Source organism: Marinococcus halophilus, assembly GCF_900166605.1.
GTDB classification, from domain to species: Bacteria; Bacillota; Bacilli; order Bacillales; family Marinococcaceae; genus Marinococcus; species Marinococcus halophilus.
Window position 1 is genome coordinate 128,168 of sequence record NZ_FVZD01000006.1, and the last position, 23,611, is coordinate 151,778.

The following is a 23,611-nucleotide window of genomic DNA, read 5'->3' on the forward strand; positions in this document are numbered from 1 at the left end:
CGGGCGTGGGTTTTTTGTTTAACCGCTCGTGCTAGCAGCGTTATCTGTTCAGCTTTTCAATTATGGTTTTTATTGTCGCTATAGAACGCGGCATAAAGCTAGAATTAATTTAAAATATATCAAAGAATAAATAGATATATTATCCATGAATAGTTTTGAATGAGCAAATATAAATCGTAGGAAATTCCAGCGGTGTTGAGTATAATAAAGATTGATCGCAGCACTTAAACTATTGCTGTGAATGCAATACAGGGAACGGTCCAGGCATTGTTTGACTGGAAAATATCATATTCAGGAGGAAGCACTGTGGAAATAACCTCAATACTGCCGGTCGTTGGTACGGCCATTGGCTTCATGTTAGTTGCACTCAGCATTGTTTTGCTGATCGCAGTAAAAGGTAAAATCGTTGGGGTTATAATGACAGCGGGACTTCTGATGGGCGGTTCAGGCATGTATTACTTAATTCAGCAGGACGCCTCAGCGTCCCTGGAAGAAAAACCGGAAGCAGAAACGGCAGAGCTTCGCCCAAAAAGAAGTGAAAAAGAGACCATTAAAACTGCTGCTGTAGAATCAGCGGCTTTGAATAAATCGGAAATGGCTAAAGCATATGAGAAGGAAATCATACAGGCAATGGAATATATTAGTGTGCAGCTATCGTCGACCATGGAAGCACTGGCGGGATTAAATCAAAATAATAACCCGGAATATTGGCGCCGGGCGAATGAAGAATTACTGTCCCTCGATGCAGCTTTAAACAAAGCACAGAAACTCCTGTACGAGCCGCAGGGCTATGAACAATTTCAGCCGTCGTATCAGTATACGCTGACAGAGCTGCTGGACTACTCGGATCAGCTGAGCTTTGCGGCGGAAGAGTACTATTACGGCCTGGACGCCGAGCTGCTCGAGTATTATGTGGTCAACAATGTATTTCCTGAGAATGTGACGGAGGCATTTGATATGATGGAAGCTGAAGGGGAAGAAGCTTTTCGGTATGAAAAATGGAATGAAGAAATGGAACGCCTTTTTCCAGGAAAATAAAAGCAGCCTGCGTCCGGATGACAGAGCAGAAAATTCCTGCCAGACGATACAGTAGGTTTTTATCAAGTCGTTAAAGTGAGGGTGAAGCGGTTGGCGTATTTGTTTTTACTCATTGGTTTTGCACTCTTGATTAAAGGAGCCGATTTTTTTGTGGATGGCGCCTCAAAAATTGCCGGCAATTTAAAGGTGTCCCCTCTTTTAATTGGGCTGACGATTGTTGCTTTCGGAACAAGCTCTCCAGAAGCGACGGTGAGTATTCTTGCTGCTTTGGATGGCAGCGCGGGCGTAGCCCTCGGAAATGTAATTGGAAGTAATATTTTCAACATCACGCTTGTAATCGGTGTAACGGCATTAATCGCCCCGCTCGCTGTTGAAAATGAAACAGTGAGAAAAGAGATTCCATTTACACTGCTTGCGGGAGTAGCACTTTTTATTTTAATGAGTGACACGGCTCTTCAGGCACTTAGTGAAAATGTAATTACGCGCAGTGATGGCTTTGTGTTTCTGCTGTTTTTTACTGTATTTCTATATTATATATTTGAAGTGGCACGCAGAAATCGGGCCGCGCAGCTAAACGATAAGACGAGCGCTCCGGCTGCGCCCTGGACAAAAAACATTCTGCTGACAGTAGGAGGACTTGCGGCTATTATCTTTGGCGGCGACCTGGTGGTTGACAGTGCAACTGAGATTGCGCTTTCGTTTGGCATGAGCGAGACTCTTGTCGGTCTTACGATCGTGGCCATTGGGACTTCACTGCCGGAGTTGATTACATCAATCACAGCCGCAGTAAAAAAAGAAACAGACATAGCGATCGGCAATATTGTCGGCAGTAATATTTTTAATATTTTCTTTGTTCTTGGTGCCGCTTCTGTCATCTCGCCGCTTGCTGTAGAAAGCAAAATATTTATGGATATCTCGCTTATGATTATCCTGACATTGCTGCTGCTCGTTTTTTCGAGAACCAATTTCAGAATCGGCCGCCGGGAAGGCGGCGTTCTTGCGGCGTCATATATTATTTACCTGATCTATATTATACTGCGAAACTAAATGTAGTTATTGAACTGCCCGGGTCTTCGGGCAGTTTTTTTGTACTATTATCAAGTGCATCCGGTTACATATGTTTATTGTTTCCCAATATCAGGTAACTAAAAGAAGTATTACTCTAATAAGAAAAGGGGCAATGAAATAAATGGATATTAATAAACAGCAGCAAAATGGCCAGCCAAAGCAGACCCAGCCCGAGCAGCCAGGTATTGAATCAAAAATGGAGCCTCTCCCGATCCAGCCGCTCGATTATAAAGGAAGCGAAAAGCTGAAAGACCGGGTGGCGCTGATCACCGGTGGTGACAGCGGAATCGGCCGTGCGGTGGCGATTGCCTACGCAAAAGAAGGCGCTCATGTAGTTATTAATTATCTTGACGAAGAGCAGAGCGACGCCGATGAAACGAAAAAACTGATTGAAAACGAAGGCGTGCAGGCCCTGCTTCTGCCCGGGGATGTTTCGGAGGAAGAAACGTGTAAATCGTTAATTGAAAAGACAGTGAATGAGTTCGGCAAACTCGACATCCTGGTAAATAATTCCGCGATTCAGTTTCCCACGAGCGATTTACAGGACATCTCTCTGGAACAGTGGGATAAGACGTTCAAAACCAATTTATACTCGGTCTTTCATATGACCAAATTTGCAATTCCGCATTTAAAAGAAGGAAGTTCCATCATTAACACTACTTCTATTAATCCGTACACAGGCAACCCGAATCTGATTGACTACACGTCTACCAAAGGAGCCATTAACGGCTTTACCCGAAGCATGGCAGCCAATCTCGTCGGTAAAGGCATACGGGTGAATATGGTGGCACCGGGGCCAATCTGGACACCGTTAATCCCTTCGACCTTTGATGAAGATTCAGTAGCGGAATTTGGAACTACGGCGCCGATGGGGCGCCCGGGCCAACCGTCGGAGCTGATGGGGCCTTACGTTCTGCTTGCATCAGACGAAGGTTCCTATATGACCGGCCAGTGTATTCACGTGAACGGCGGAATGTACACGTCATCTTAAGAAGAACAGGAGGAGTCATATGAAGCTGAATGATTTAACAGAAATTGAAGTTCAAAGAAAGGTAAACGAATACTTCCGCTTGGCAGATATTACGCTGAAAGACGAAGAAATCCGGGAGATCCAGGTTAATGATTTCGGTCTCGGACGCCTGGATGACCTGGGTCTGCAGTTGTTTATGTATATTAATACGGAGCGGTACTGTGCCAAAGAATGAGTGCTTTTTCCGCGCCAGACGTGCCCGGAACACCTTCATCCGCCAGTGGAATCAGGAGACCCGGGCAAGCAGGAAACATTCCGCTGCAAGTTTGGAACGGTCTATTTGTATGTGGAGGGAGAAGCGACTTCAAATCCTAAGGCGCATCCCCCGGAACGGGACAGGGACCAGTTTACAGCAGCACACGAAGTGATACTGACCGCAGGGGATCAATACACCATCCCTCCAAACACAAAGCATTGGTTTCAGGCAGGCGAAGAGGGGGCTGTTACCGCGGAATACTCTTCTACGAGCACTGATGAGCACGATATTTTCACGCATAAAGATATTTAAACGAACGCAATATCTATCCCTCCAGCCGTTTGGTTTGGAGGGATTTTATTTTTCTGTTAATCCATAAAAATCCATTTTTTCTATTAATCATGTGCTGATTATTACGATAGTAATAGTAAGACATCGATTAAAGGAGGAGAAGGGTGAAAAGGTTAATACAAAAGCTTACGCTTGGCACAAAGCTGAACATGCTTATGGCTGCAGTTCTGATTGGTTTTTCTATTGTAATTGGTTTTATTACGTTTGACCAGATAAAAAAGGGTGTGGAGGAAACGGCTGTGGAAAAAGCAGTTTCCGATTTAAATTTAGGATATGAATACATAAACAGTGAATACCCCGGTCAGTGGCGTATCGAAGATGGAAATCTGATGAAAGGAGGGACGACCATCAGTGGAAATACGGAAATTGTTGATTTTGTCGGGGAGATGACCGGGGGCACAGTAACAATTTTTATGAACGATACACGTGTGACAACCAACGTAATGCTCGACGGAGAACGTGCTGTCGGAACCCAGGCTTCAGATGAAGTGGTAGAGACGGTATTGCAGGAGGAAGCGATGTATACAGGAAAAGCAGACGTAGTGGGAACAAGCTATCAAACAGCCTATGAACCTATTTACAACGAAGCGGGAGAGCCTATTGGCATGTGGTACGTAGGAGCTTCGCAGGAAATACTTGATGAAATCACCGGGAATGCTCTGGTTACATTCTTGATTGCTCTAGTGGCCGCCGGTATTACGGCGATGGGAGGTGTGTTTTTCTTCTCACGCAGAATGTCGAGAAGGCTCGGGCGGATTACTGAGGCTCTGACAGCAGCTGGTCAGGGGGATTTTACCACGGAGCTCTCTGACCCTTCAGAAGATGAGATTGGCCGTCTAACAGCGGGATACAATCAAATGCGGGAAAGCCTGAACGCATTGATAAAGCAGATTCTGGATACGTCCGAGCAGGTCGCTGCCTCCTCCGAACAATTCAGTGCGAGTGCGGAGGAAACAAGCTCAGCGGCTGATGAAGTAGCCCGGGCAGTGCAGGAGGTGTCGAGCGGAGCAGAAAATCAGGCCCGGAGCATGGGAGAAACAAAATCACTAGTCGCTGACCTTTCAGGGGGAATGGAGCGTATATCAAAAAATATTCAGGCAATCAATGAATCTTCTTCGGCAAACGTCGAAATGGCAGGAAACGGTTCGCAGGTTATTCAGAAGACGCTTGGCCAGATGTCATTGATTCAGGATAAAACAAACCATACTGCCATGTTTATTCATCAGCTCGAGAACAAATCCGGGCAGATAAACGATATTATTTCGTTAATTACCAATATCGCCAACCAGACCAATTTGCTCGCGTTAAACGCAGCTATTGAAGCTGCGCGCGCCGGAGAAAGCGGTCAGGGCTTTGCGGTGGTGGCTGAGGAAGTTCGAAAGCTTGCGGAACAGTCCGGCAGTTCTGCAAGCCAGATTGGTTCACTGATTAAGGATATCCAGGGAGATATCGAGGAATCGGCCACGTCTATGGAGGATGGGAGAGAAGCCGTGGAGGGAGGCATCCGTCAGGTAAGAGAGGCGGAGTCAGCCTTTCAGTCGATTTCAATGTCGGCCAAAGATATCGCTGGCCAGCTTGAAGAATCGTCAGCAGCGGTAGACCAGATGACGCACCGGACAGAAGCGCTGATGCAAACTGTCCAGACTGTCGCTGACATTGCCGATCAGTCCACGGAGCATACACAAAGTGTCGCAGCTTCCTCTGAAGAGCAGAATGCTTCGATGGAAGAGATATCCTCTGCATCGAACACCCTTGCTCACATGGCAGAGGAGCTTGGGCGGTCCGTACGCTCATTCAAGATTTAACATCTGCAAAAAAAGCACCGGATTTTAAACTCCCGGTGCTTTTATGCATTTTCATAAGCCTTTTGCAAAGCGGAAATATCTATTTTTTTCATCTGAAGCATTACCTTCATTACATTTGCAGCTTTGGCAGGGTCAGCATCGGTCAAGTACCTGCTTAGTACTTCAGGGACGACCTGCCAGGAAACGCCGTATTTGTCCTTCAACCACCCACACACCTGCGCCTTTTCGTCTCCTCCGGCAGAAAGGTGTGCCCAGTAGTAATCCACTTCCTCCTGGTCGATGCAGCTGACGATAAATGAAATCGACTCATCAAAGGTAAATGGCTGGTTCCCACCGTTTAAAGCGACAAATTCCTGGCCGGCCAAATCGAATTCAATTGTCAGAACGGTGCCTTCGGGCATACCGTGAATGTCACGGCCTTCTTTTCCGTAATAGGCTGTTCGTTTCACTTTGGATTCAGGAAAAATACCGGTATAGAAGTATGCCGCTTCCTCAGCATTATAACTGAACCAAAGGCTGGGCGTGATTTTTTGGATTTGGGCCATTACTTTTCGCCTCCTTATACACTCATCATACTGCAAAGCAGGAGGCGGTATTTCTTCTCAATTGCGTTATTAAACAGCACCACTTTTATTCTTTTACAGCGGCGTACTCATGCAGGACACGAGTAGTGGTGTTGCGAATTAAGCGGGGAAGCACGTGAAAGGAATAAGGCTTGTAGACCCGCTCGGTCCATTTATGGCCATCCTTTCCGTACACACCCATGTTAATGGAGGAGATGTTCAGTTGTTTTATCGCATCTACCGGTACAGGATAAAGTGTCTCCCCCTCGGGTAAATTCTTCAGAAGCGGCTGCAGCTCTGCATCCGACTCCTGGATAGATAAAAAGCTGCCGTCGGACAAATAGGGAAAGAAGTTACGCATCTCAAATGTTTCCTTGGTAACGGCCGAGGCTTCCTGCAGGATGGCAGAAAGGGAGGCCTTCATCTTCCGGTGCCGGCGGTTGTTCTCCGTTAAATAATTGTGGGGGAGAAATGGAGGAGCGTAAAAGAAAATGATCTGCGGTGTTTTATCCGGATCAAGCTCACGCAGGGCATGCACTAATTCAAAGCTTCGAAGCCGGAGATCCATGCCGGTGGTTTCAGAAAGCCTTTTTTGAATGGCTGTTTGTGTATCAAGGCCCTTTTGTTCGAGCTCAAGGCGGTAGTGTTCATATGTTTTAACGTCTATTTCCCAGGAAATATTTTTCGGGGGCATGCCGGTAACCTCAATGTATCTGTCATATTGAGCAGCAAAGTACTGCTCTGCTTCTTCCGCTGCCTGGCGCGCTGCCTGAAGCATTTGTCCGGTCACCTGCTCGGCGGTGGTTTCGTATAAAAAGTAATTGAAATAAAGCCGGCTGCCTGAAGCGGTCTGAACAGTATAGCTTTCTTTTGTATCGCGCTGATACAGACAAGTAGGAGGAAGAATCAGCTCTCCAGGGATATGTTCGGTTAAATCATAATTATTGTGAATACGTTCTGTCAGTTTGGCAGCAACGAAGTTAGGATCTACACCAGCAAGCGTATCGCCAACATGGACTTCACGCCCAAAGACAAAAAAGGCAGGCAGCAGTTTTCCGGCAGTCCCTGTATAAATATATTTTGTTGTATCTCCTTCGTATAGAGGAGCGATAAAGTCGTTATTAATCGCGAGAAGGTACTGAAGGTCGTGGGAACGCTTCAAATCACGAAGAACAGGAAGGGCGCCGATAAGGCCGCAGTGCTCGCTTTCTTCATCTGGATTTAATAAAAGCAGAATATTGCCATTAAGCTCCTCGGTATGCTCAGAAAAATAAAGCAGATTTACTAAATGCACGGCGATACCGCTTTTCATATCCACGGATCCGCGTCCGAACATCCAGTCTCCGCTTTTTGCATCTGCCTGCGCTTCAAGGTCATTGGCGTAGCTTTGAAAATAAGAAAGCAGTTCTTTCGGAGAGCAGGCCAGATGCTTAATATTTCCATAATCTTCAATTCCTACGGTATCGATATGGGAATGATAAAGAACCGTCTGCGCTGAAGAGGAGGGTCCTTTGATAAAGGCAAACACATTCTGGCGTCCGTGAGGGTCCCCGGGAATCGGTTCTATCCAGGTACGGTCCGGATACTGCTGAAAATAAGGAAAGGTCTGCAGAATGCGGTGCAGCTCCCGGGCAATAGACACCTCCCCATCTGAAGCATTCACGCTGTTCCATTCCACCAGGTATTCGGTAATATATTCCGCCTGTTCTGCCGTTGTAAGAGACTGTAATTTCTCGTACACTGCTGATCACCCCGCCTCAATAATTGCTGTTGTTCCTTATTCTACTGTATGGATATGCCAAAGTAAGCAAAGAAGTGAATTTTTCTGTCTATGGCTGCTTTATTATGTGGAATCGTGAAGCGTGCATTAAAAGAACGTAACGCCGTATAATTAATTTATAAAGGAGGAAGATGAATGACTGTAACCATTAAAGCATTTTTGCAGGCAGAGCCCGGAAAAGAAGAAGCTTTAAAAACAGAGCTTAAGAAGGCCCTGCCTCCGTCGCGGGAAGAAGCGGGATGCATTGAATATGTTTTGTATGAATCGGAGGCGCAGGACGGAGTATTTATCTTTTCAGAAAAGTGGGAAGATGAAGAAGCTGTTCAACAGCATATTCAGACCGAACATTACCAGGCCTACCGCAAAAATACAGAGGACCTTGTTGTTTCAAGAGAAGTGTATAAATTACAACCGGTAGAATAGAAAAAAGAGGCTGCTTGCAGGCAGCTTCTTCTTCGTAGAGCCTTCCTTATTTCACTACTTCGAACCGTTCACAGACGACTGTCATATCCTCCCGGAATATTTCCCCAACTTCTTCGAGTGCTTCCGTGAAAAATTGTTCGTGCGCATTCCACCAGTATTCGTATGAACGGTCGCCTTCCCCCTCAGCTTCGGCAAATTCTTCAGGGACTTCGTTCATCGGCATAATTTTGACACTGATGATTTGAATAATACACACAGGATCGCCAGCTTTGTTTAAAATGATGCTGTAATCTCCTATAGAAGGGAGAGGTTCGTTTTCTATCTCATAGAACATGTAAGCAGAACATGTAGCCGTTTTGACGCCGGAAACGACGAGCTCAGCAAGCTCGTCGGGGTCCACGCCAAAGGACCATGCTGTTACCTGTTCGGGAGGGGGTTCGTTTCGCTGCTGCCAAAAATGTTTCCAATAAGTGTCCGCTGCCTGGTTCATTGCAATTCCCCGTTTCTATGATGGTCTTTCTTTTATTAAAACATACTTCCACAGGTTATATAACTTGGAATAGCATATTCATGGGCTCCTGCTGGAAATTTATTCGCGACATCGGCAAAAGTTTATGATAAAAGTAAATAAGTAAGGTTCATATCGTTACTACCATAGGAGGAAACCAGAAATGAAGCTAATAGCTGTTGATTTAGACGGAACACTTATTAAAAAAGATCGTTCCATTAGTTCAGAAAATGTAAAAGCGATAAAGGCCGCACAGAAAAAAGGAGATATAGTAGCCGTCTGCTCAGGAAGATCACTGCAGGATACGGAAGATATTTTAAAACTTGCTGGTCTGGACTGTCCGATGATGGTCGGAAACGGGGCTTGGACCTATCAAGACGGAGAGAGTATTGACCAGCTCGTTATGCCAGAAGGGATCACCAATGAATTGCTTCCCGAGCTTGAAAATGAAGGATGGTATTACGAGATATATACGAATCAGGGAGTTATACTGCTTGAAGGCGGCAAAGACAGGCTCAGGACAGAAGTGCAGAAGATACAGGAAGAAGGCGGAGAAGTAACAGAAGCATGGTCAGAGGAAGAAATGGGCATCCAATATGCCCAGCACGGCACGGGCTATATGAAAGACTACCGGGATGTGGATCCGGCAACTGCAGAAATTTATAAAATATTCGTGTTGTCCTTCGATCAGAAAAAATTAAAAGAGCTTCGGGAGCGGCTGGAGCCGCGTACAGATGTCTCTTTGACCTCCTCTGGCATTACAAAGCTTGAGATCGCGCATCAAAGCGTCAGCAAAGGATATGCGCTGCGGCGTATGGCTGAAGAAATGGGCGTGCCGCTCGAAAATACAGCGGCTATTGGAGACAATTTGAATGATTTATCCATGTTTGATGTTGCCGGTACAAGCATTGCCATGGGAAACGCGGTGGAAGAAGTGATAGAGGCCGGGGATCATGTGACCAAAAGCTATATAGAAAACGGTGTCGCCTATGCGCTCGAACATTACTTGTAAATAAACCGGAAGCGAAAATACAGAAGAAGCCAGCAGTCCTCATTAGAGGAGCTCCTGGCTTTTTTGCTGAGATTGTTTAAATTTCGCCTGCTCCCATGTAACGCGGAGCCCAGTAGGAACTGTTCATGCTTGAGATAGTAACGCCGGTGGAAGCACCTGCGTGAATGAATTTGTTATCTCCCATATAAATACCAGCGTGAGAAGCGCCGCCTCTTGTATCAAAGAAAACAATGTCTCCTACGGACGGGCTGGATATTTTTGTGCTTGCACGGTAAATAGATGCCACAGTACGAGGCATGCTCTTGCCGTGTTTATCAAATACGTAATTAACAAATCCACTGCAATCGAAACCGCTTGGCGACTCGCCGCCCCAAACATAAGGGGTTCCCAAATACTGCTTCGCAGTGCTGACAATGTCTGAGCCAGTGCCAGTGGAGAGGCCTCCTACCAGTTCATCATCGTTTGAAGAAGACCCGTCGTAATCCATCAGGGCGCTCTGCGTGGACGGTCCCGCTACACCGTAGTAGTTTCCGGCCGGAGAAGAGATGCCTGTTGCTGACTGAAAATCCTTAACAGCCTGGAGCGTTTTAGGACCAAAGCGGGAGCCGGTGTACCCTTCGAAAAAGCCATGCTCCTTTAATTTCTTTTGCAGGGCGTTTACGGAAGAATTCACATCACCATAGGACAAAGAGCCATGGCTTCCAATGGAAGTGGAGCCCGAACTGCCCGAGGTGTTTGAGGATGAACTAGAGCCAATTATATCCATTAGCGCGCTCTGGGTCGAAGGTCCTGCTACTCCATAATAGTTACCGGCTGGTGATGAAATTCCTTCTGCTGATTGGAAATCTTTTACAGCCTGCAATGTTTTAGGGCCGAAGCGGGAGCCGGTGTATCCTTCAAAATACCCCTCTTCTTTTAATGCTTCCTGCAGGTCATTTACAGAAGAATTTACGTCCCCGTAGGATAAAGAACCATGGTCGTTGATTGCTGCATCCGCAGCCTGGGGGCCTGCGAATAGTACTCCTGCTGTTACTGCTGTTCCAAATAAATATTTTTTCATTATGTATGTTCACTTGCATTTGCTATCCGCTGTCTTATATATGTAGGAGTATAATGATAAGTTTTTCGATGGGAATACTAGATTTTATAAGTGTGAATGGCAGACAGATTGATGGATAAAGCGAAGTGAAGCTGCACCTCCTAAATGTATTTTTGTGAGTCTTTAGTATGTGTTTTTCTACAAATCCAATTCTATAAGAATGTGAAAAACAATTCAATAACGTGGAAGTTTTGTAATATAGTTTTAATAAAAATACTTTCATGAAAGCGTTATTGAAATAATTTAAGCAATAAAATCTAAATAAATTATTAATAGTTTGAATATTTGATAAAAGATTAAAAAAGCTGTCATTTAGGTAAAAAAGACTATGTATAAAAATGGCAGTGAACTGAAATAGTATGTTTTCTATTCAAATATTAAGGGTAATGAGTAGTTCCTTTGAAGGTTAACAGTAATATACTTGTAACAATTTTGTAATATAAAATAATAAATCATAATAAGTTTCAATTATACATATTTTGCTGCAATAACTCAGTGACTATTCAGGTGAATTTTGTGAAGCATAATGAGATCAAAATTTTACTAATTAAATCCAGCGGGAATAGGGCACTACAGGATGGTTTGAAACGGAGAGAGCAGTGGCGTCCGTTACTTTGGGTGAAGAAAAAAGCAGAAAGACACAACCATTGAAGGGGCACTGTTATGGAAAAGAAAATCCCGAAGATATTTCAAAGAGACTATCTTAGAAGGAAGTGGATGCTGGCAGCTTTATTTGGTATTATTTCAGCTGCCATCGTGATTGCTGTTTATGGAAATAATAAACCTCTGCCTGCGAATGTCTCCTATGAGGGCGAAGAGTACCACACAGCCCATGTTCGTTTTCTTGAAGACCATACCTACCTGTCCTCTGCGGAATCAAAAATAGTAGAGCAAGAAATATTCGATAAAGCAATAGAGACCATTGAAGAAGCAGAACAGTTTATCGTAATGGATATGTTCTATTTTAACAGCGAGCAGGATGCAGAAGCGGATTTTCCGCCATTGACGAGGCGTTTGTCGGAAGCTTTAATCCAAAAAAAAGAATCGGATCCTAATATAGAAATAATAGTTTTAACAGACCCGGTGAACACCTTTTACGGAGCTTATATGCCGGAACATTTTCAGCGGTTCGAAGAAAACGGTATTGAAGTTATTTTCACAGAACTGACTGCTCTAAGAGATTCGAATCCGATATACTCGTGGTTTTACCGGACCTTTGTGCAGTGGTTCGACAACCATGGAAGAGGGTGGCTTCCTAACTTCTTCAGCAGCGATGCTCCGGATGTGACAATTCATTCTTATTTAGAAATTTTAAATTTTAAAGCCAATCACCGGAAAACGCTGATTACAGAGAAGGCAGGCATGGTCACTTCAGCGAATCCTCATGATGCCAGTGGGTATCATGCGAACACAGGATTTGAAGTCAGGGGCGCTGTACTGAAGGATTTGTTGAAAACGGAAAAAGCGGTAGCGGAAATGGCAGGCCGTTCAGGAGAAAGATTTGACTCTTTTATCTCTAAAGTGGAGGTGCCCCAGGGCACTGGAGAGTATAAAGTGCAGCTTTTAACGGAACGTAAAATCAAAGAGCGTGTGCTGAGGGAAATCCACGACCTCTCCCCGGGAGAAAAATTACGCATGGGGATGTTTTATTTAGCGGACCGTGATGTCATTGAAGCACTCATCGACGCGGCGGGCCGGGGAGCCGACATTAATATTATTTTGGATATTAATGAAGAGGCTTTTGGGAACGAAAAAATAGGCATTCCTAATCAGCCGGCAGCTTACGAGCTCGTGGAGAAATCAAATGGCCATATTAACATCCGGTGGTATCATGCTCAGGAAGTACAATATCATGCCAAAATGATGATGATGGAAAAAGAGCAGGAGACAGTAGTAATTGGCGGCTCGGCGAATATGACGAGAAGAAATTTGGACAATTACAATTTAGAAACCGATATGGTTATTACCGGCAGTAATGACTCGGAGGCTGTAGAAGAAGTGCGAAATTATTATCAACGGTTGTGGAATAATTCCGATGGCACACATACGCTGGATTACAGAAAGTATAAAAATAGTTCCCATCTTCTTTATTGGCGTTACCGGCTGCAGGAGTGGAGTGGGATGTCTTCGTTTTAAGCACAAGAAAATTAAAAAAGCAGAAATTTCTTCAGGATGAAGCGGTAGGCTGCATACAGGCATACAAATGCAGCCAATGCAATTGCTTGAAGCGTGAGTAAATAGTACGGCCATGGACCAAAGAAATCATACGGCGAAGGAGATGCCGGCTTTTCCATTAAATACATGTAGTTGCCGCCGAAATAGAGATTTACCAAAAATACCAAAGCAGCAGCAATGTTCAGAGCCCCCCAAACGGCAAACAAAGAACGAAAAGAGATAAAGACGCGCCGTACAACCACCTGATAAGCAACTCCCACGACAATCAGTGCATGCGTAATAAAAAAGTGAAGAAACCGAAAATGAGGAAAACCGTACCTTTCTATATCTGGAAATACTATAGTAAGTAAAGCACTTGAGGTACCGGCATAAAACGCGAAGGCAGTCCAAAAACGGCTGCCGGTTATAAGCATAATAACGACCGCTATCCAGGCCAGGTCGCTGACCTTAAGCGGCAGCGAAAAACGTGGATCCCAGATGCCGTTGGTAATATAAAAAAGCTGCAGGGACAGCTGGCCGAGCAGGAAAATGAAAACAATGAGCCACTTAATTGTCTGGCTGGCTAAGGGCGAGCGGCGGAGGTATTTTTGAAAAAGAATTATGCTGAAGCAGGCGAGTGCAAGACAGAGCCACACCATTAACTGGTCGATGCCAAAAGACTCGAAAGCCGGGCCATCATGATTGAAATTCCACCACCACATACTTAACCGCCTCCTAACAAATTTCTTTCCATTATAGTATAAATGTGTTGGCAAAACGTGCCCAAAGATTCTCAATTTCAAACAGATGGCTTTTAATAAGAGCCAGATTCAATGAAGTAATATATAAAAGAAAACAAAGCTGTCCACTTCTTTTTCCCGTTAAAGCATTGAAATATAAATACAATAGCGTTAAAATGCTAAATATTTCATAATTTAGAGAAAATAAAGGAGTGGGAGAATGAACAGCCTGAATATATTCGTAAATAAATATTTTGCTGTTTTTGTTTTAATTGTTGCATTTATTGCTTATCTGCTGCCGGATGTATTTGTAGGGATTACTGGATACATAACTATTTTACTTGGAATCATAATGTTTGGAATGGGACTTACGCTGAACCTGTCCGATTTCCGCATTGTGGCAAAAAAGCCCCTTCCAGTACTGACTGGGGTCATTGCGCAGTTTGTGATCATGCCGCTTGCGGCCTTTATTATTGCCCTTATTCTGCAACTTCCGCCCGAAATAGCGGCAGGTCTCGTTCTTGTAGGCGCGTGTCCGGGCGGAACGGCATCAAACGTTATGGTGTATCTCGCGAAAGGGGATCTTCCGGTATCGGTTGCTATGACGACCGTCTCGACACTGCTTGCGCCGCTTCTGACACCGCTTGCTCTTTTAGTGCTTGCCGATGAGTGGCTGCCGGTGGATCCTCTGGCAATGTTTTTATCCATTTTCCAGGTGATTATCATACCTATTGCCCTTGGTTTATTTATTAAACAACTGTTTCCACAAACCGTGGAAAAAAGCGTCCAGGTACTTCCGGTTGTATCTATGACAGCCATTATTGCTATTGTAGCTGGAGTTGTTGGAGCAAATCAGGAAAATATTGCTGCGACAGGGTTGTTAGTCTTTGTGGCGGTAGTGCTCCATAATAGCTTTGGGTTGGCTCTCGGCTACGGCACGGCGAAAATGGTTGGCCTGGATGAAACAAAACGCCGGGCGGTGTCAATTGAAGTCGGAATGCAAAATTCGGGACTTGGCACCCAGCTGGCTACGGTCCACTTCACGCCGCTCGCTGCGCTCCCGAGCGCTGTTTTCTCCGTCTGGCATAATATTTCCGGCCCGTTGCTTGTATCCTGGTGGGGAAGAAAAAGCCAAAGAAAGAATGAAGCGATCCAGGAAAAGGAATGGGAGCACTATAAGTAAAAGAAAAAATCCCGCGCTCGCTGTGAGCGTGGGATTTTTAATAAAGAAAAATTACATGTGTTTTTCAAGCAGACCCTGGAGCTGATCCTTTGGCTGGAAGCCGACGATTTGTTCTACCATTTCGCCGTCCTTGAAAATCATGAGCGTCGGGATGCTCATAACACCGTATTTACCGGCAGTTTCCTGATTTTCATCCACGTTTAATTTAGCAATTTTGACGTTATCGCCGATTTCTTCGTTAATTTCTTCGAGAACCGGAGCAATCATTTTGCAGGGTCCGCACCAAGGTGCCCAAAAGTCAGTTAGAACGACCCCTTCGGAAATTTGTTGGGAAAAATCCTGGTCTGATACGTGTACAATAGCCATTTAAGAGTGCCTCCTTCATTTCGCCTCATTGCGAGTATAGAGTAATCGTAGTACGAATAACCCTATTTGTCTAAAAGTATGCTTGGTTCATTCGATTTTTTCAAGGGAAAGGAATGGAAAAGAAAAGAGACGGGAAAAGAATATTAATAGCAAAACTCTAAATAGCCAGCATTCGGAAAATAATAAGAAAGGAGAAGGCTTATGTCGAAAAATGATAGGGATAAAGAGATAAGAAACTATTTTCGGACCATGGATCGCAGCTTTTATATGGATACAGACAAACCCCTTGCTAATTGGGACCAGGCTTTATCGATTGGGCACGGACAAACGATTTCCCAGCCGTCACTCGTGTTAAAAATGACGCTGGAGCTGGACGTGAATCCGTCCTCCCGGGTTCTTGAGATTGGCACCGGTTCCGGCTACCAGACGGCACTATTAGCAGCATTTTCAGACCATGTCTATACGGTCGAACGAATCCCGCCGCTGCAGGAAAGGGCCCAGACGCGTCTTAAGGAAGCAGGGTTTACGAACATTAATTTCCGGCTGGGCGACGGGAGCAAAGGATGGGCAGAGCATGCGCCTTACGACCGCATTATGGTGACAGCGGCAGCTGAAACTGTGCCGGATTCCTTAGTGGCGCAGCTGGCAGCTCCCGGAAAAATGATGGTGCCCGTAGGCGGCCGTATGGGGCAGGAACTGCTGCTCGTTGAAAAAAATAGTCAGGGAGAAGTGAATTCCACCATAGTCGAATATGTAGCATTTGTGCCGCTCGAGGAAGATGAGGAGGCATAAGGAGAATAAAGATGAAAGAAAATAGAAGATGTAATTATTGCAAAAAAATAATACCAATCAAAAAATTTCTATTTAAGCAGCTGAATGAGAAAATAGCCTGTCCTTGCTGTGGGCATGGCTACCTTCTTTCCCGGAGCACACAGAATTGGACTTTTGTGATAATCGCTGCCGCTATTTCGTTATCTGCTTTAATAACCACTGTAGTTGAAGATTTTTGGCTGACCTTTATTTGCAATTTCGTTTTATTAGTTATAGTGATGATCGGTTTATTAACTGTTATAAAAGCTGTGCCATTAGAAAAAGACAGTAGCTCATAGTAATAAACCCCAGCCCTCTACGGTCCTTTTCATTGAGAACAGTTATACAATAAAACACTCAAGTGTTACGCTTTACGTGCATTTCATTTTACAAGGGGGATCAATATGCCAACGATTCATGTAAAAGGATACGGTTCATTTGAAGTGGAAGAAGGAAAGAAACTTGTACTTGCGCTTGAAGATAATGGCGTCGACATTTTGCACCGCTGCGGTGGGAATGCCAGATGCACTACCTGCAGGTGCGAGGTGAATGAAGGGGAGCTTGGACCAAAGGAAGCTCCGGAAGCCGCGGTTCTCGAAAACAAAGACATTACCGATGAAAATATCAGACTCTCCTGTCAAAACCGGGTGTATTCCGACCTGACGGTAACGCCAGTCATGACGGCCTCCAATTCTGATATGGAGCCGGGAAGGCGCCCGGTGGATTAACAAAAAGCCGCGGTCTCATTAAGAGGCCGCGGCTTTTTGTCATTTTTCAGCAGTGGTGCTGCCTGTTTTTTCTGTTTTATTAATCAGTGTTGTTCCAACGAGGTCTCCGGTGACATTTAAAGCAGTTGCTCCCATGCCGACAAGTACATCAACAGCGGTTAAAAGCGCTACTGCCTCCATCGGAAGGCCGACCTGAGAAAATACTGTGGCAATCATAATAATGCCGGCGCCGGGAACCCCTGCAGTACCGACCGTTGCCAGAGTACCGACAATTACAATTTGAAGAATAGCAACAAAGCTGAGCGGCTCACCTACAACGTTTGCTGCGAAAACGGCGGAAACAGCGACCCGGATGGCGGCACCGTCCATGTTAATTGTCGCTCCAAGAGGCAGGCTGAAGCCATAGAGGCTCTGCTTTAACCCAAGGTCACGGGCAGCGTTTAATGTGAGAGGGAGCGTACCTGAGCTGCTCTGGGTGACAAAGGCTGTAAGCATCGGAGTGCGCGCTTCCCGGAAGAAGGCACCGAGATTAGTTTTGGCGGCTAAAAGAAAGACAATATAAAGGCCAAGCTGCACCGCAAGGGCAATGTACAGCACGAGTATAAAATTACCAAGGGAGAGAAGTGTGTTTGCTCCCTGGCTGCCTACAATTTCAGCGATAATGGCAAAGATGCCGAACGGTATAAACTGTAAAATGCCTTTCATAACGGTGAGCGTAAGCTCGTTTAGGGCTTCTGCTCCGCGGTACAGACGCTCTCCCATCTCTTTATAGGTTGATGATGAACGCAGAGAGGTTAAAGCAATGCCGAAAGCAAAGGCGGTAAAAATAATTCCTAAAAGGTTCATTTCCGTAAAAGCTACGGCAATATTATCCGGGACGATATTTAATATAACCTCTGTGACCCCGGGATTATCAGGAGTTTGAAAGCTTTCGCTCCCATCCAGTGTAGTACCGGTGCCAGGGTTGAAAAGGCTCGCGACAGAGGTGCCCACCACGATTGCTATAGCAGAGGTAAGAAGATAATAAATGAATACTTTGCCTCCCATCCGGCCGAGGCCGCCGACCGTAGTCTGGTTAACCCCTACAATCAGCGTAAATAAAATCAGTGGAACTATAATAAACTGAAGCAGTCGAAGCATAAGGTCGCCGACAGGGGCGAGCACGGCGGCATCTTCACCGAAAATAAACCCTACAGCGATGCCAGCAATAAGGGCGGTGGTAATTTTGGCAATCAGTGACACATCAAAGTAACGCTTCATCAAGTGTTTCAACAGTTGGACCTCCTTTATTAATGAATTCTTATCGGTTTAATCAACATGATAAAACTAAAGGAAACAGACGCTATTGTCAAAATGAACGCTCAGGACAAGAGAAGAGAGCAACGATAAAAAGGAGTTCTCCCTCCTTGGGGAAAACTCCTTTGTAAAAATATACTACATTACCGACAGCAATATTAAAGCATCTGACTGATTGTTTTTGGATGCATATGCTGGATCAGGTAGTCCGGGCCGCCGGCCTTGGCATCGGTGCCGGACATTTTGAAGCCGCCAAAGGGATGATAGCCGACGATGGCGCCGGTGCAGTTGCGGTTGAAATACAGGTTGCCGACGTGAAAATGCAGCTTGGCGTACTCCAGATGGTCGATGGTATTGGAAATGACGGCCCCGGTTAAGCCGTACTCCGTATTGTTGGCAATGTCGATGGCTTCTTCGTAGGAAGAGGCTTTCGTAAACGCCACGACCGGGCCGAAGATTTCCTCCTGCATCAGACGGGCGTTCGGGTCCACGTCGGCAAAGATGGTCGGATCAATGAAGTATCCGTTGGAGTCGTCGCTCGTTCCGCCGGCCACCAGCCGGCCCTCCTGTTTGCCGATCTCGATATAGCCGGTGATTTTATCGAAGGCCTTCTGGTTGATGACCGGGCCCATGTAGGTCCCATAGGACGTTGGATCCCCGACCGCCAATGCTTTCGCCTGTTGTTCCACCTTGCGCAGGACGTCGTCGTACACGTCCTGGTGCGCGACGACCCGGGAGCCGGCCGAGCATTTCTGGCCGGAAAAGCCATAGGCGGACGCGATAATGGCTTCCGCAGCCGTATCAAGATCCGCGTCGCTGTCGACGACCACCGTATCCTTGCCGCCCATTTCCACGATGACCCGCTTCAGGTGCTGCTGGCCCTCCTGAATGGCGGCGGCTTTCTGATACAGGCGTGTGCCGGTGGCCCGGGAGCCGGTGAAGCTGATCAGCGCGGTTTGGGGATGATCGACGAGGTGGTCGCCAATGGCTTCGGGGTCCCCGGGGACGAAGTTAATGACGCCGTCCGGCACGCCGGATTCGATCAAAATGTCGACAAACTTCGCCGCGATCACCGGCGTTGGCTCGGCCGGCTTTAACAGCACGGTATTGCCCGTCACCAGCGGAGCGACCGTGGTCCCCACCATGATCGCGCAGGCGAAATTCCATGGGGGAATCGTCACGGCCACCCCGAGCGGCTGGTAGATGTACTGGTTGTATTCCCCTTCCCGGCTGTTAATGGGCTTGCCGTTTTTCAGCTCGAGCATCTGGCGGGCATAATATTCCACGAAATCAATGGCTTCGGCCACATCCGCATCGGCTTCCTTCCAGGGCTTGCCGCCCTCTTTGACGAGCGTCGCCGAGAGTTCGTGCTTCCGGCGGCGCATGGTGGCGGCGGCCCGGAACATCACTTCCGCCCGGGCATCGGCGCTGGTCGTCCGCCAGGACCGAAACGCTTTGCTGGCCGCATCGAAGGCCTGATTAATCAGGGCGGGATTGGCTTTGGAGACCCGGCCGACCACTTCTTTTTTATTGGCCGGGTTGGTGGACACCAGCTTTTCGCCCGTGATGATCCGCTCCCCGCCAATAATCAGCGGGTAGTCCTGGCCGAGCTGTTTGTCGACGTCCTTGATCGCGTCCGCAAATGCCTGGCGGTTCTGTTCATCGGTGAAATCGGTGAAGGGTTCATGCCGGTAGGTGGTATACATGTAAAAGCCTCCTATTATTAAAGTTCAGCAAGTACTTTTTCAATTCGTTCAGCCGCCCAGTCGAGATCCTCCTTTGAAATAACGAGCGGCGGGGCGAAACGGATAACAGTTTCATGTGTTTCTTTACAGAGAATTCCTTTTTCTTTTAACTGCTCACAGCAGGCACGCGCCGGAATGTCGAGCTCGATGCCGATAAACAGCCCTCTGCCTCTTACTTCTTTAATATGAGGGTTTGTGATAGCAGCAAGCCTTCGTTTAAAATACTCTCCGAGTTCGAGTGAACGGGAGGCAAGCTGCTGCTCTTCGATCACTTCCAGAGAAGCAATCACTACTGCGCAGGCCAGAGGGAGGCCGCTAAATGCAGAGTCGTGGGCTCCCGGGGTGAAGATACCTGAATAATTTTAGGATGGCGGTGTTCCTGATTGACAGCCGAATAAGCACTCAGCATATCGATATAGGAGCGGCCTTACGGATCGTTCACCCATACGCCTTCCGCTTCAGTAATAACGATGGGAAGCGGTGTGTAATTATGGGCACCGTGTTTATCGTTCTGATTGATAATCTGCCTCGAAGACATTGTTTCTGACATACATACCCACTCTTAAAGTAAGTTTGCAAAAACTATGCCAACACTAGCAAAGGGTTATAGCGGGAAAGTGCCGGTTAAAAAAGGAAAGAAATGAAAGAAATTTTGCGCTCAGTGACTAATTTTTTTGCACTTTTTTTGAAAGTTCAAATGTAGCAATTAATGAAAATGACGCTCAGGTATAGCTTGTGCCTGCTGCTATGTGTCTGCCTGTGAACCTTTGGGCTGAGTCTATTCATTCGTTAAAAGCGGTTTGGCAAAATAAAAAAATACAGTAAAAAGGACCGGCTTTTCAGCTTCGGTCCTTTTATATTTCCCGGGTAATAAACCATTTTTATTCTAATTAGCTGAAAAGCGTTGGAGCATCAGGCACCGCTTTTGGTTTTCCAAGTAAATACCCTTGTGCTAAACCGAAGCCCAGTTCACGGACACAGGTTAATTCTTCAGGCCGTTCAATTCCTTCCGCCAGTGTGGTAATCCTGTATTTGCCTGCTCGTGAAACAATTTTCTCCAGCCGCTGCTGTTTTTTAATGTCCTGGTCGCAATGATCTACCAGCGAACGGTCGATTTTTACGTAGTGCGGCTGCAATTCTTCCATAACGTCAATTGTGGAGTAGCCTGCTCCAAGATCGTCTAGAGCAACACGTGCACCGCGCGAGTTAAAGGTCTGAAAAATACGGAGCAAGTGACTAAGGTTATCAAATTTTTCTGTTTCCACTACTTCAAACACAATGTCCTTCATAGAAATGCCTAGTCCCCTTATTTTGACAAATGTGGAAAGAAGACAGTGGTCCGGGTCGTAAACCGAAGAAGGCAAAAAGTTAATAAAACGTTTAATGCCAGGCTTTAGATGTTTGGCGCTTGTGGTAATGGATGCGATGCGTGACCGGTGGTCCAGAAGCGGTTGAAGGCCGCTCTGCTGGGAAAAAGAAAACAGCTGGTCCGGCTGGAATTGAGTAGCATCAATCTTCGGCCGCATAAGGAATTCGTACCCCATCACCTTATCGGTACTCAGCTGGATAATCGGCTGCATGTGGTGAGTGAATTGCTGCTCGTTAATAATCGTCATAAACGAAGGACGGGTCAGCCGTTCTTTCAGTTGATGGAAATTAATCATATTCGCGTGGGATTGCTGGTCTTTCCCTGTCCAGGTTCCCTGTAAATCTGCCGGGTCGCCAGGGAATACACGTTCAATGAAATCAAGAAAGGGGCCTAGTTTCTGCACAGCAGAGTAGCCATAATGAAGTGTTGTACCCTGCATATAGGAAATATAGCCGCTTTGCAGCAGGCGGCCATGGAGATCACGAAGCACCTTAAACGACTTATGGGAGAATACGAGATACCCGGAAGATTCCAGATCAGGCAGGGCCGTACAGTTGGAGCATTGATTCATGATCTTACATCCTCCTATTCAAAACGTACGCTTGTAAAACTCTATTACTATCCATTTTATCGGATACCAAAAGAAATTGTTAAAAAAAATAAAAAAACAGAGAAAAGGCTGGTGCCTTTTCTCTGAGGTATTATTTACTGTGCTTCTTTTTTTGTTTCATGTTCAATCGAAGAAGAGGCTGTAATACCTTGATTTCGTGCCATCGCTTTGGCTGCCTTCGGCGCAAGCCAAAGTGTTGGCAACAGAATTAGGGAAACAGGCACAGCGGTAACAACAATAAATGACTGGAGAGCGTCCACGCTGCCTTCACCGATGAACAATAGGCAGGCAGCCACAGCCCCCATAATAACCACCCAGAAAACACGAATGGCAGGATGGGGTGCTTCGCTGTCACTGACTACAATTGAAATTGTGTAAGACATGGAATCTGTTGTAGTAACCACAAAAAGAATGGTAACCAATAAAAAACAAAAAGCGATAACAGTGCCAAGCGGCAGCTGTTGGACGATTGCCATCATCGAAGCAGGCATGCCTGCTTCGAACAGGGCGTTAGAAACAGAGCCCGGATTGTTTAATTCATAAAATATACCGGAGCCGCCAACAATAGTGAACCAGAAGTTTGTTACGAGCGGGGCAATGATAGATACGGCCAGGATCAGCTGCCGGATTGTTCTGCCCCGGGAGATTCTCGTGATAAAAATAGCCATCATCGGGCCATAGCCTAAAAACCATCCCCAGAAAAAAACGGTCCATAAACCGAGCCATTCATTATTTCCACGAAAGCTGCTCATTTGGGCAAATTCCTGCGTATAAACTCCGAATGAAGAGATAAAGGCGTCCAGGATAAAACCGCCCGGGCCGATAAGCAAAATAAATAAAATCAAAACAATCGTAAACCATACATTAAACCGGCTTAAAAGCTGAATCCCTTTATGAATACCGGTGACTGCGGATATAGAAGCAATAGCTACAAGACCGGCAATAATTATAAACTGGGTCGGGTGATTATTAGGGATTCCCATGAGGGTCTCAAAGCCATAGCCCGCCTGAGTGCCTAAAAATCCAATAGGACCAATAGTACCGGCAGCCACCGACACAATAGAACAAACGTCCACAATAGTGCCAAGCGGGCTATGAACGGCGATTTTTTCGCCAAACACTGGATAAAGAAGCGTCCGCGGACGAAGAGGCATTCCTTTATCATAATGAGCATGCATTAACACTATAGTACTCAGTGTTCCAAGAATAGCCCAGGCGAGAAAGCCCCAGTGTAGAAAGCTTTGAGCGAGCGCAGGCTGTACTGCTTCAGAGGAACTGCTCTCAAGCCCGGAAAATACCGGCGGAAGATCCATGAAATGATAAATAGGCTCCGCTGCGGCCCAGAAAACACCACCGCCGGCGAGCAGGGTACACATGATGATGGAGAGCCATTTAAAATAACTGAATTCCGGTTCTGCTAGATTACCAAGGCGCACGCGTCCGTATTTTGAAAAGCCAATGTAGAGTCCGATAAAAAAGGTGGCAAGTAAAAGAATCTGCCAAAAAGCTCCGAAAAAGGTAACGGCCCAGTTAAAGGTGGTAGTGACAAACTGGCCTACAGCTTCAGCATTAATAAGAGAAAAGACAACAAATAAAATCAACAGTCCACCGCTTAGAAGCGTGACCGGCCAATCATTATTCTTCCAATGATTAGGGGATGGTGAAGACACGAATATTCCTACTTTCTTTTAAAATGAAGTAATAATTTATGCGGATGTAGAAAAGGCGGTATAATTA

22 protein-coding genes and 2 pseudogenes are annotated in these 23,611 nt (G+C 46.0%); 12 read left to right on the forward strand and 12 right to left on the reverse strand.

Going from position 1 to position 23,611, the window contains the following annotated elements; genetic code table 11:
- Positions 1-306: 306 nt before the first annotated feature.
- The 5 genes and pseudogenes from B5066_RS06775 (at position 307) to B5066_RS06795 (ending at position 5,488) form a co-directional block, all read left to right on the forward strand.
- A complete protein-coding gene (locus tag B5066_RS06775) occupies positions 307-1,038 on the forward strand; it encodes a hypothetical protein (RefSeq protein WP_079475193.1) in 732 nt (243 codons plus the stop codon).
- Positions 1,039-1,128: 90 nt separating this feature from the next.
- Entirely contained in the window at positions 1,129-2,085 is a 957-nt protein-coding gene (locus tag B5066_RS06780) for a calcium/sodium antiporter (RefSeq protein ID WP_079475194.1), read from the forward strand.
- 142 nt (positions 2,086-2,227) lie between these two features.
- Positions 2,228-3,097, forward strand: coding sequence for an SDR family oxidoreductase (locus B5066_RS06785; RefSeq protein WP_079475195.1), 870 nt, complete (start codon positions 2,228-2,230; stop codon positions 3,095-3,097).
- Positions 3,098-3,116: 19 nt separating this feature from the next.
- A pseudogene (locus B5066_RS06790) lies at positions 3,117-3,644 on the forward strand (D-lyxose/D-mannose family sugar isomerase).
- A gap of 143 nt (positions 3,645-3,787) precedes the next feature.
- Positions 3,788-5,488 carry a methyl-accepting chemotaxis protein gene (locus B5066_RS06795; protein ID WP_244897357.1) on the forward strand — a complete coding sequence of 567 codons (1,701 nt, stop codon included), beginning with the start codon at positions 3,788-3,790 and terminating at the stop codon, positions 5,486-5,488.
- Positions 5,489-5,529: 41 nt separating this feature from the next.
- Here B5066_RS06795 and B5066_RS06800 read toward each other — a convergent pair whose 3' ends face one another.
- Positions 5,530-6,033 carry a VOC family protein gene (locus B5066_RS06800; protein WP_079475196.1) on the reverse strand — a complete coding sequence of 168 codons (504 nt, stop codon included), beginning with the start codon at positions 6,031-6,033 and terminating at the stop codon, positions 5,530-5,532.
- 85 nt (positions 6,034-6,118) lie between these two features.
- Positions 6,119-7,792: a M20/M25/M40 family metallo-hydrolase gene (locus tag B5066_RS06805; protein WP_079475197.1), complete on the reverse strand. Its 1,674-nt coding sequence runs from the start codon at positions 7,790-7,792 to the stop codon at positions 6,119-6,121.
- A gap of 174 nt (positions 7,793-7,966) precedes the next feature.
- On the opposite strand from B5066_RS06805, the gene B5066_RS06810 reads away from it, so the two are divergent.
- Positions 7,967-8,254 (forward strand): putative quinol monooxygenase, encoded by a 288-nt coding sequence (locus tag B5066_RS06810; RefSeq protein ID WP_079475198.1) that lies wholly within the window; start codon positions 7,967-7,969, stop codon positions 8,252-8,254.
- Positions 8,255-8,300: 46 nt separating this feature from the next.
- Here the strand turns inward: B5066_RS06810 and B5066_RS06815 are convergent, their stop codons facing one another.
- A complete protein-coding gene (locus B5066_RS06815) occupies positions 8,301-8,744 on the reverse strand; it encodes an ASCH domain-containing protein (protein WP_079475199.1) in 444 nt (147 codons plus the stop codon).
- Between the two features lie 181 nt (positions 8,745-8,925).
- Between B5066_RS06815 and B5066_RS06820 the strand changes: the two genes are divergently transcribed.
- A complete protein-coding gene (locus tag B5066_RS06820; protein ID WP_079475200.1) occupies positions 8,926-9,774 on the forward strand; it encodes a Cof-type HAD-IIB family hydrolase in 849 nt (282 codons plus the stop codon).
- 76 nt (positions 9,775-9,850) lie between these two features.
- Here the strand turns inward: B5066_RS06820 and B5066_RS06825 are convergent, their stop codons facing one another.
- The gene (locus B5066_RS06825; protein WP_079475201.1) at positions 9,851-10,834 is read right to left on the reverse strand and encodes a C40 family peptidase; all 984 of its coding nucleotides are present in this window, start codon (positions 10,832-10,834) and stop codon (positions 9,851-9,853) included.
- 702 nt (positions 10,835-11,536) lie between these two features.
- Between B5066_RS06825 and B5066_RS06830 the strand changes: the two genes are divergently transcribed.
- A complete protein-coding gene (locus tag B5066_RS06830) occupies positions 11,537-13,009 on the forward strand; it encodes a phospholipase D family protein (protein WP_079475202.1) in 1,473 nt (490 codons plus the stop codon).
- A gap of 11 nt (positions 13,010-13,020) precedes the next feature.
- Here B5066_RS06830 and B5066_RS06835 read toward each other — a convergent pair whose 3' ends face one another.
- On the reverse strand, positions 13,021-13,749 hold the full coding sequence (locus B5066_RS06835) for a YwaF family protein (protein ID WP_079475203.1): 729 nt from the start codon (positions 13,747-13,749) through the stop codon (positions 13,021-13,023).
- 238 nt (positions 13,750-13,987) lie between these two features.
- On the opposite strand from B5066_RS06835, the gene B5066_RS06840 reads away from it, so the two are divergent.
- Positions 13,988-14,950, forward strand: a complete 963-nt coding sequence (locus B5066_RS06840) for a bile acid:sodium symporter family protein (protein WP_079475204.1) — start codon at positions 13,988-13,990, stop codon at positions 14,948-14,950.
- A gap of 51 nt (positions 14,951-15,001) precedes the next feature.
- On the opposite strand, the gene trxA is transcribed toward B5066_RS06840, so the two are convergent.
- Positions 15,002-15,316 (reverse strand): thioredoxin, encoded by a 315-nt coding sequence (trxA, locus tag B5066_RS06845; RefSeq protein ID WP_022794304.1) that lies wholly within the window; start codon positions 15,314-15,316, stop codon positions 15,002-15,004.
- A gap of 201 nt (positions 15,317-15,517) precedes the next feature.
- On the opposite strand from trxA, the gene B5066_RS06850 reads away from it, so the two are divergent.
- The 3 genes from B5066_RS06850 (at position 15,518) to B5066_RS06860 (ending at position 16,854) form a co-directional block, all read left to right on the forward strand.
- The gene (locus tag B5066_RS06850; protein WP_079475205.1) at positions 15,518-16,108 is read left to right on the forward strand and encodes a protein-L-isoaspartate(D-aspartate) O-methyltransferase; all 591 of its coding nucleotides are present in this window, start codon (positions 15,518-15,520) and stop codon (positions 16,106-16,108) included.
- 11 nt (positions 16,109-16,119) lie between these two features.
- Positions 16,120-16,425, forward strand: coding sequence for a hypothetical protein (locus tag B5066_RS06855; protein WP_079475206.1), 306 nt, complete (start codon positions 16,120-16,122; stop codon positions 16,423-16,425).
- A gap of 105 nt (positions 16,426-16,530) precedes the next feature.
- Complete coding sequence (locus tag B5066_RS06860; RefSeq protein WP_079475207.1) at positions 16,531-16,854, forward strand: 2Fe-2S iron-sulfur cluster-binding protein; 324 nt, start codon at positions 16,531-16,533, stop codon at positions 16,852-16,854.
- Between the two features lie 39 nt (positions 16,855-16,893).
- Here B5066_RS06860 and B5066_RS06865 read toward each other — a convergent pair whose 3' ends face one another.
- The 6 genes and pseudogenes from B5066_RS06865 to B5066_RS06885 form a co-directional block, all read right to left on the reverse strand.
- The gene (locus B5066_RS06865; RefSeq protein WP_233133283.1) at positions 16,894-18,126 is read right to left on the reverse strand and encodes a dicarboxylate/amino acid:cation symporter; all 1,233 of its coding nucleotides are present in this window, start codon (positions 18,124-18,126) and stop codon (positions 16,894-16,896) included.
- A gap of 182 nt (positions 18,127-18,308) precedes the next feature.
- Positions 18,309-19,856, reverse strand: a complete 1,548-nt coding sequence (pruA, locus tag B5066_RS06870; RefSeq protein WP_079475208.1) for an L-glutamate gamma-semialdehyde dehydrogenase — start codon at positions 19,854-19,856, stop codon at positions 18,309-18,311.
- Positions 19,857-19,873: 17 nt separating this feature from the next.
- Positions 19,874-20,245, reverse strand: a pseudogene (locus B5066_RS06875) (aminotransferase class III-fold pyridoxal phosphate-dependent enzyme); the annotation flags it as partial.
- Positions 20,246-20,322: 77 nt separating this feature from the next.
- Positions 20,323-20,445, reverse strand: coding sequence for a hypothetical protein (locus tag B5066_RS17085; protein WP_425320079.1), 123 nt, complete (start codon positions 20,443-20,445; stop codon positions 20,323-20,325).
- Between the two features lie 340 nt (positions 20,446-20,785).
- On the reverse strand, positions 20,786-21,835 hold the full coding sequence (locus B5066_RS06880) for an EAL domain-containing protein (RefSeq protein WP_079475209.1): 1,050 nt from the start codon (positions 21,833-21,835) through the stop codon (positions 20,786-20,788).
- 134 nt (positions 21,836-21,969) lie between these two features.
- Positions 21,970-23,544: a BCCT family transporter gene (locus B5066_RS06885; protein ID WP_079475210.1), complete on the reverse strand. Its 1,575-nt coding sequence runs from the start codon at positions 23,542-23,544 to the stop codon at positions 21,970-21,972.
- Between the last annotated feature and the right edge of the window lie 67 nt (positions 23,545-23,611).

Excerpts from the sequence above, each read along its gene's own strand:
- B5066_RS06825 (WP_079475201.1), bottom strand. The coding sequence starts at position 10,834 with ATGAAAAAATATTTATTTGGAACAGCAGTAACAGCAGGAGTACTATTC.
- trxA (WP_022794304.1), bottom strand. The coding sequence starts at position 15,316 with ATGGCTATTGTACACGTATCAGACCAGGATTTTTCCCAACAAATTTCC.
- B5066_RS06820 (WP_079475200.1), top strand. The coding sequence starts at position 8,926 with ATGAAGCTAATAGCTGTTGATTTAGACGGAACACTTATTAAAAAAGAT.
- B5066_RS06880 (WP_079475209.1), bottom strand. The coding sequence starts at position 21,835 with ATGAATCAATGCTCCAACTGTACGGCCCTGCCTGATCTGGAATCTTCC.
- B5066_RS06800 (WP_079475196.1), bottom strand. The coding sequence starts at position 6,033 with ATGGCCCAAATCCAAAAAATCACGCCCAGCCTTTGGTTCAGTTATAAT.
- B5066_RS06840 (WP_079475204.1), top strand. The coding sequence starts at position 13,988 with ATGAACAGCCTGAATATATTCGTAAATAAATATTTTGCTGTTTTTGTT.
- B5066_RS06810 (WP_079475198.1), top strand. The coding sequence starts at position 7,967 with ATGACTGTAACCATTAAAGCATTTTTGCAGGCAGAGCCCGGAAAAGAA.
- B5066_RS06835 (WP_079475203.1), bottom strand. The coding sequence starts at position 13,749 with ATGTGGTGGTGGAATTTCAATCATGATGGCCCGGCTTTCGAGTCTTTT.
- B5066_RS06855 (WP_079475206.1), top strand. The coding sequence starts at position 16,120 with ATGAAAGAAAATAGAAGATGTAATTATTGCAAAAAAATAATACCAATC.
- B5066_RS06850 (WP_079475205.1), top strand. The coding sequence starts at position 15,518 with ATGTCGAAAAATGATAGGGATAAAGAGATAAGAAACTATTTTCGGACC.
- B5066_RS06785 (WP_079475195.1), top strand. The coding sequence starts at position 2,228 with ATGGATATTAATAAACAGCAGCAAAATGGCCAGCCAAAGCAGACCCAG.
- B5066_RS17085 (WP_425320079.1), bottom strand. The coding sequence starts at position 20,445 with ATGTCAGAAACAATGTCTTCGAGGCAGATTATCAATCAGAACGATAAA.
- B5066_RS06815 (WP_079475199.1), bottom strand. The coding sequence starts at position 8,744 with ATGAACCAGGCAGCGGACACTTATTGGAAACATTTTTGGCAGCAGCGA.
- pruA (WP_079475208.1), bottom strand. The coding sequence starts at position 19,856 with ATGTATACCACCTACCGGCATGAACCCTTCACCGATTTCACCGATGAA.
- B5066_RS06830 (WP_079475202.1), top strand. The coding sequence starts at position 11,537 with ATGGAAAAGAAAATCCCGAAGATATTTCAAAGAGACTATCTTAGAAGG.
- B5066_RS06860 (WP_079475207.1), top strand. The coding sequence starts at position 16,531 with ATGCCAACGATTCATGTAAAAGGATACGGTTCATTTGAAGTGGAAGAA.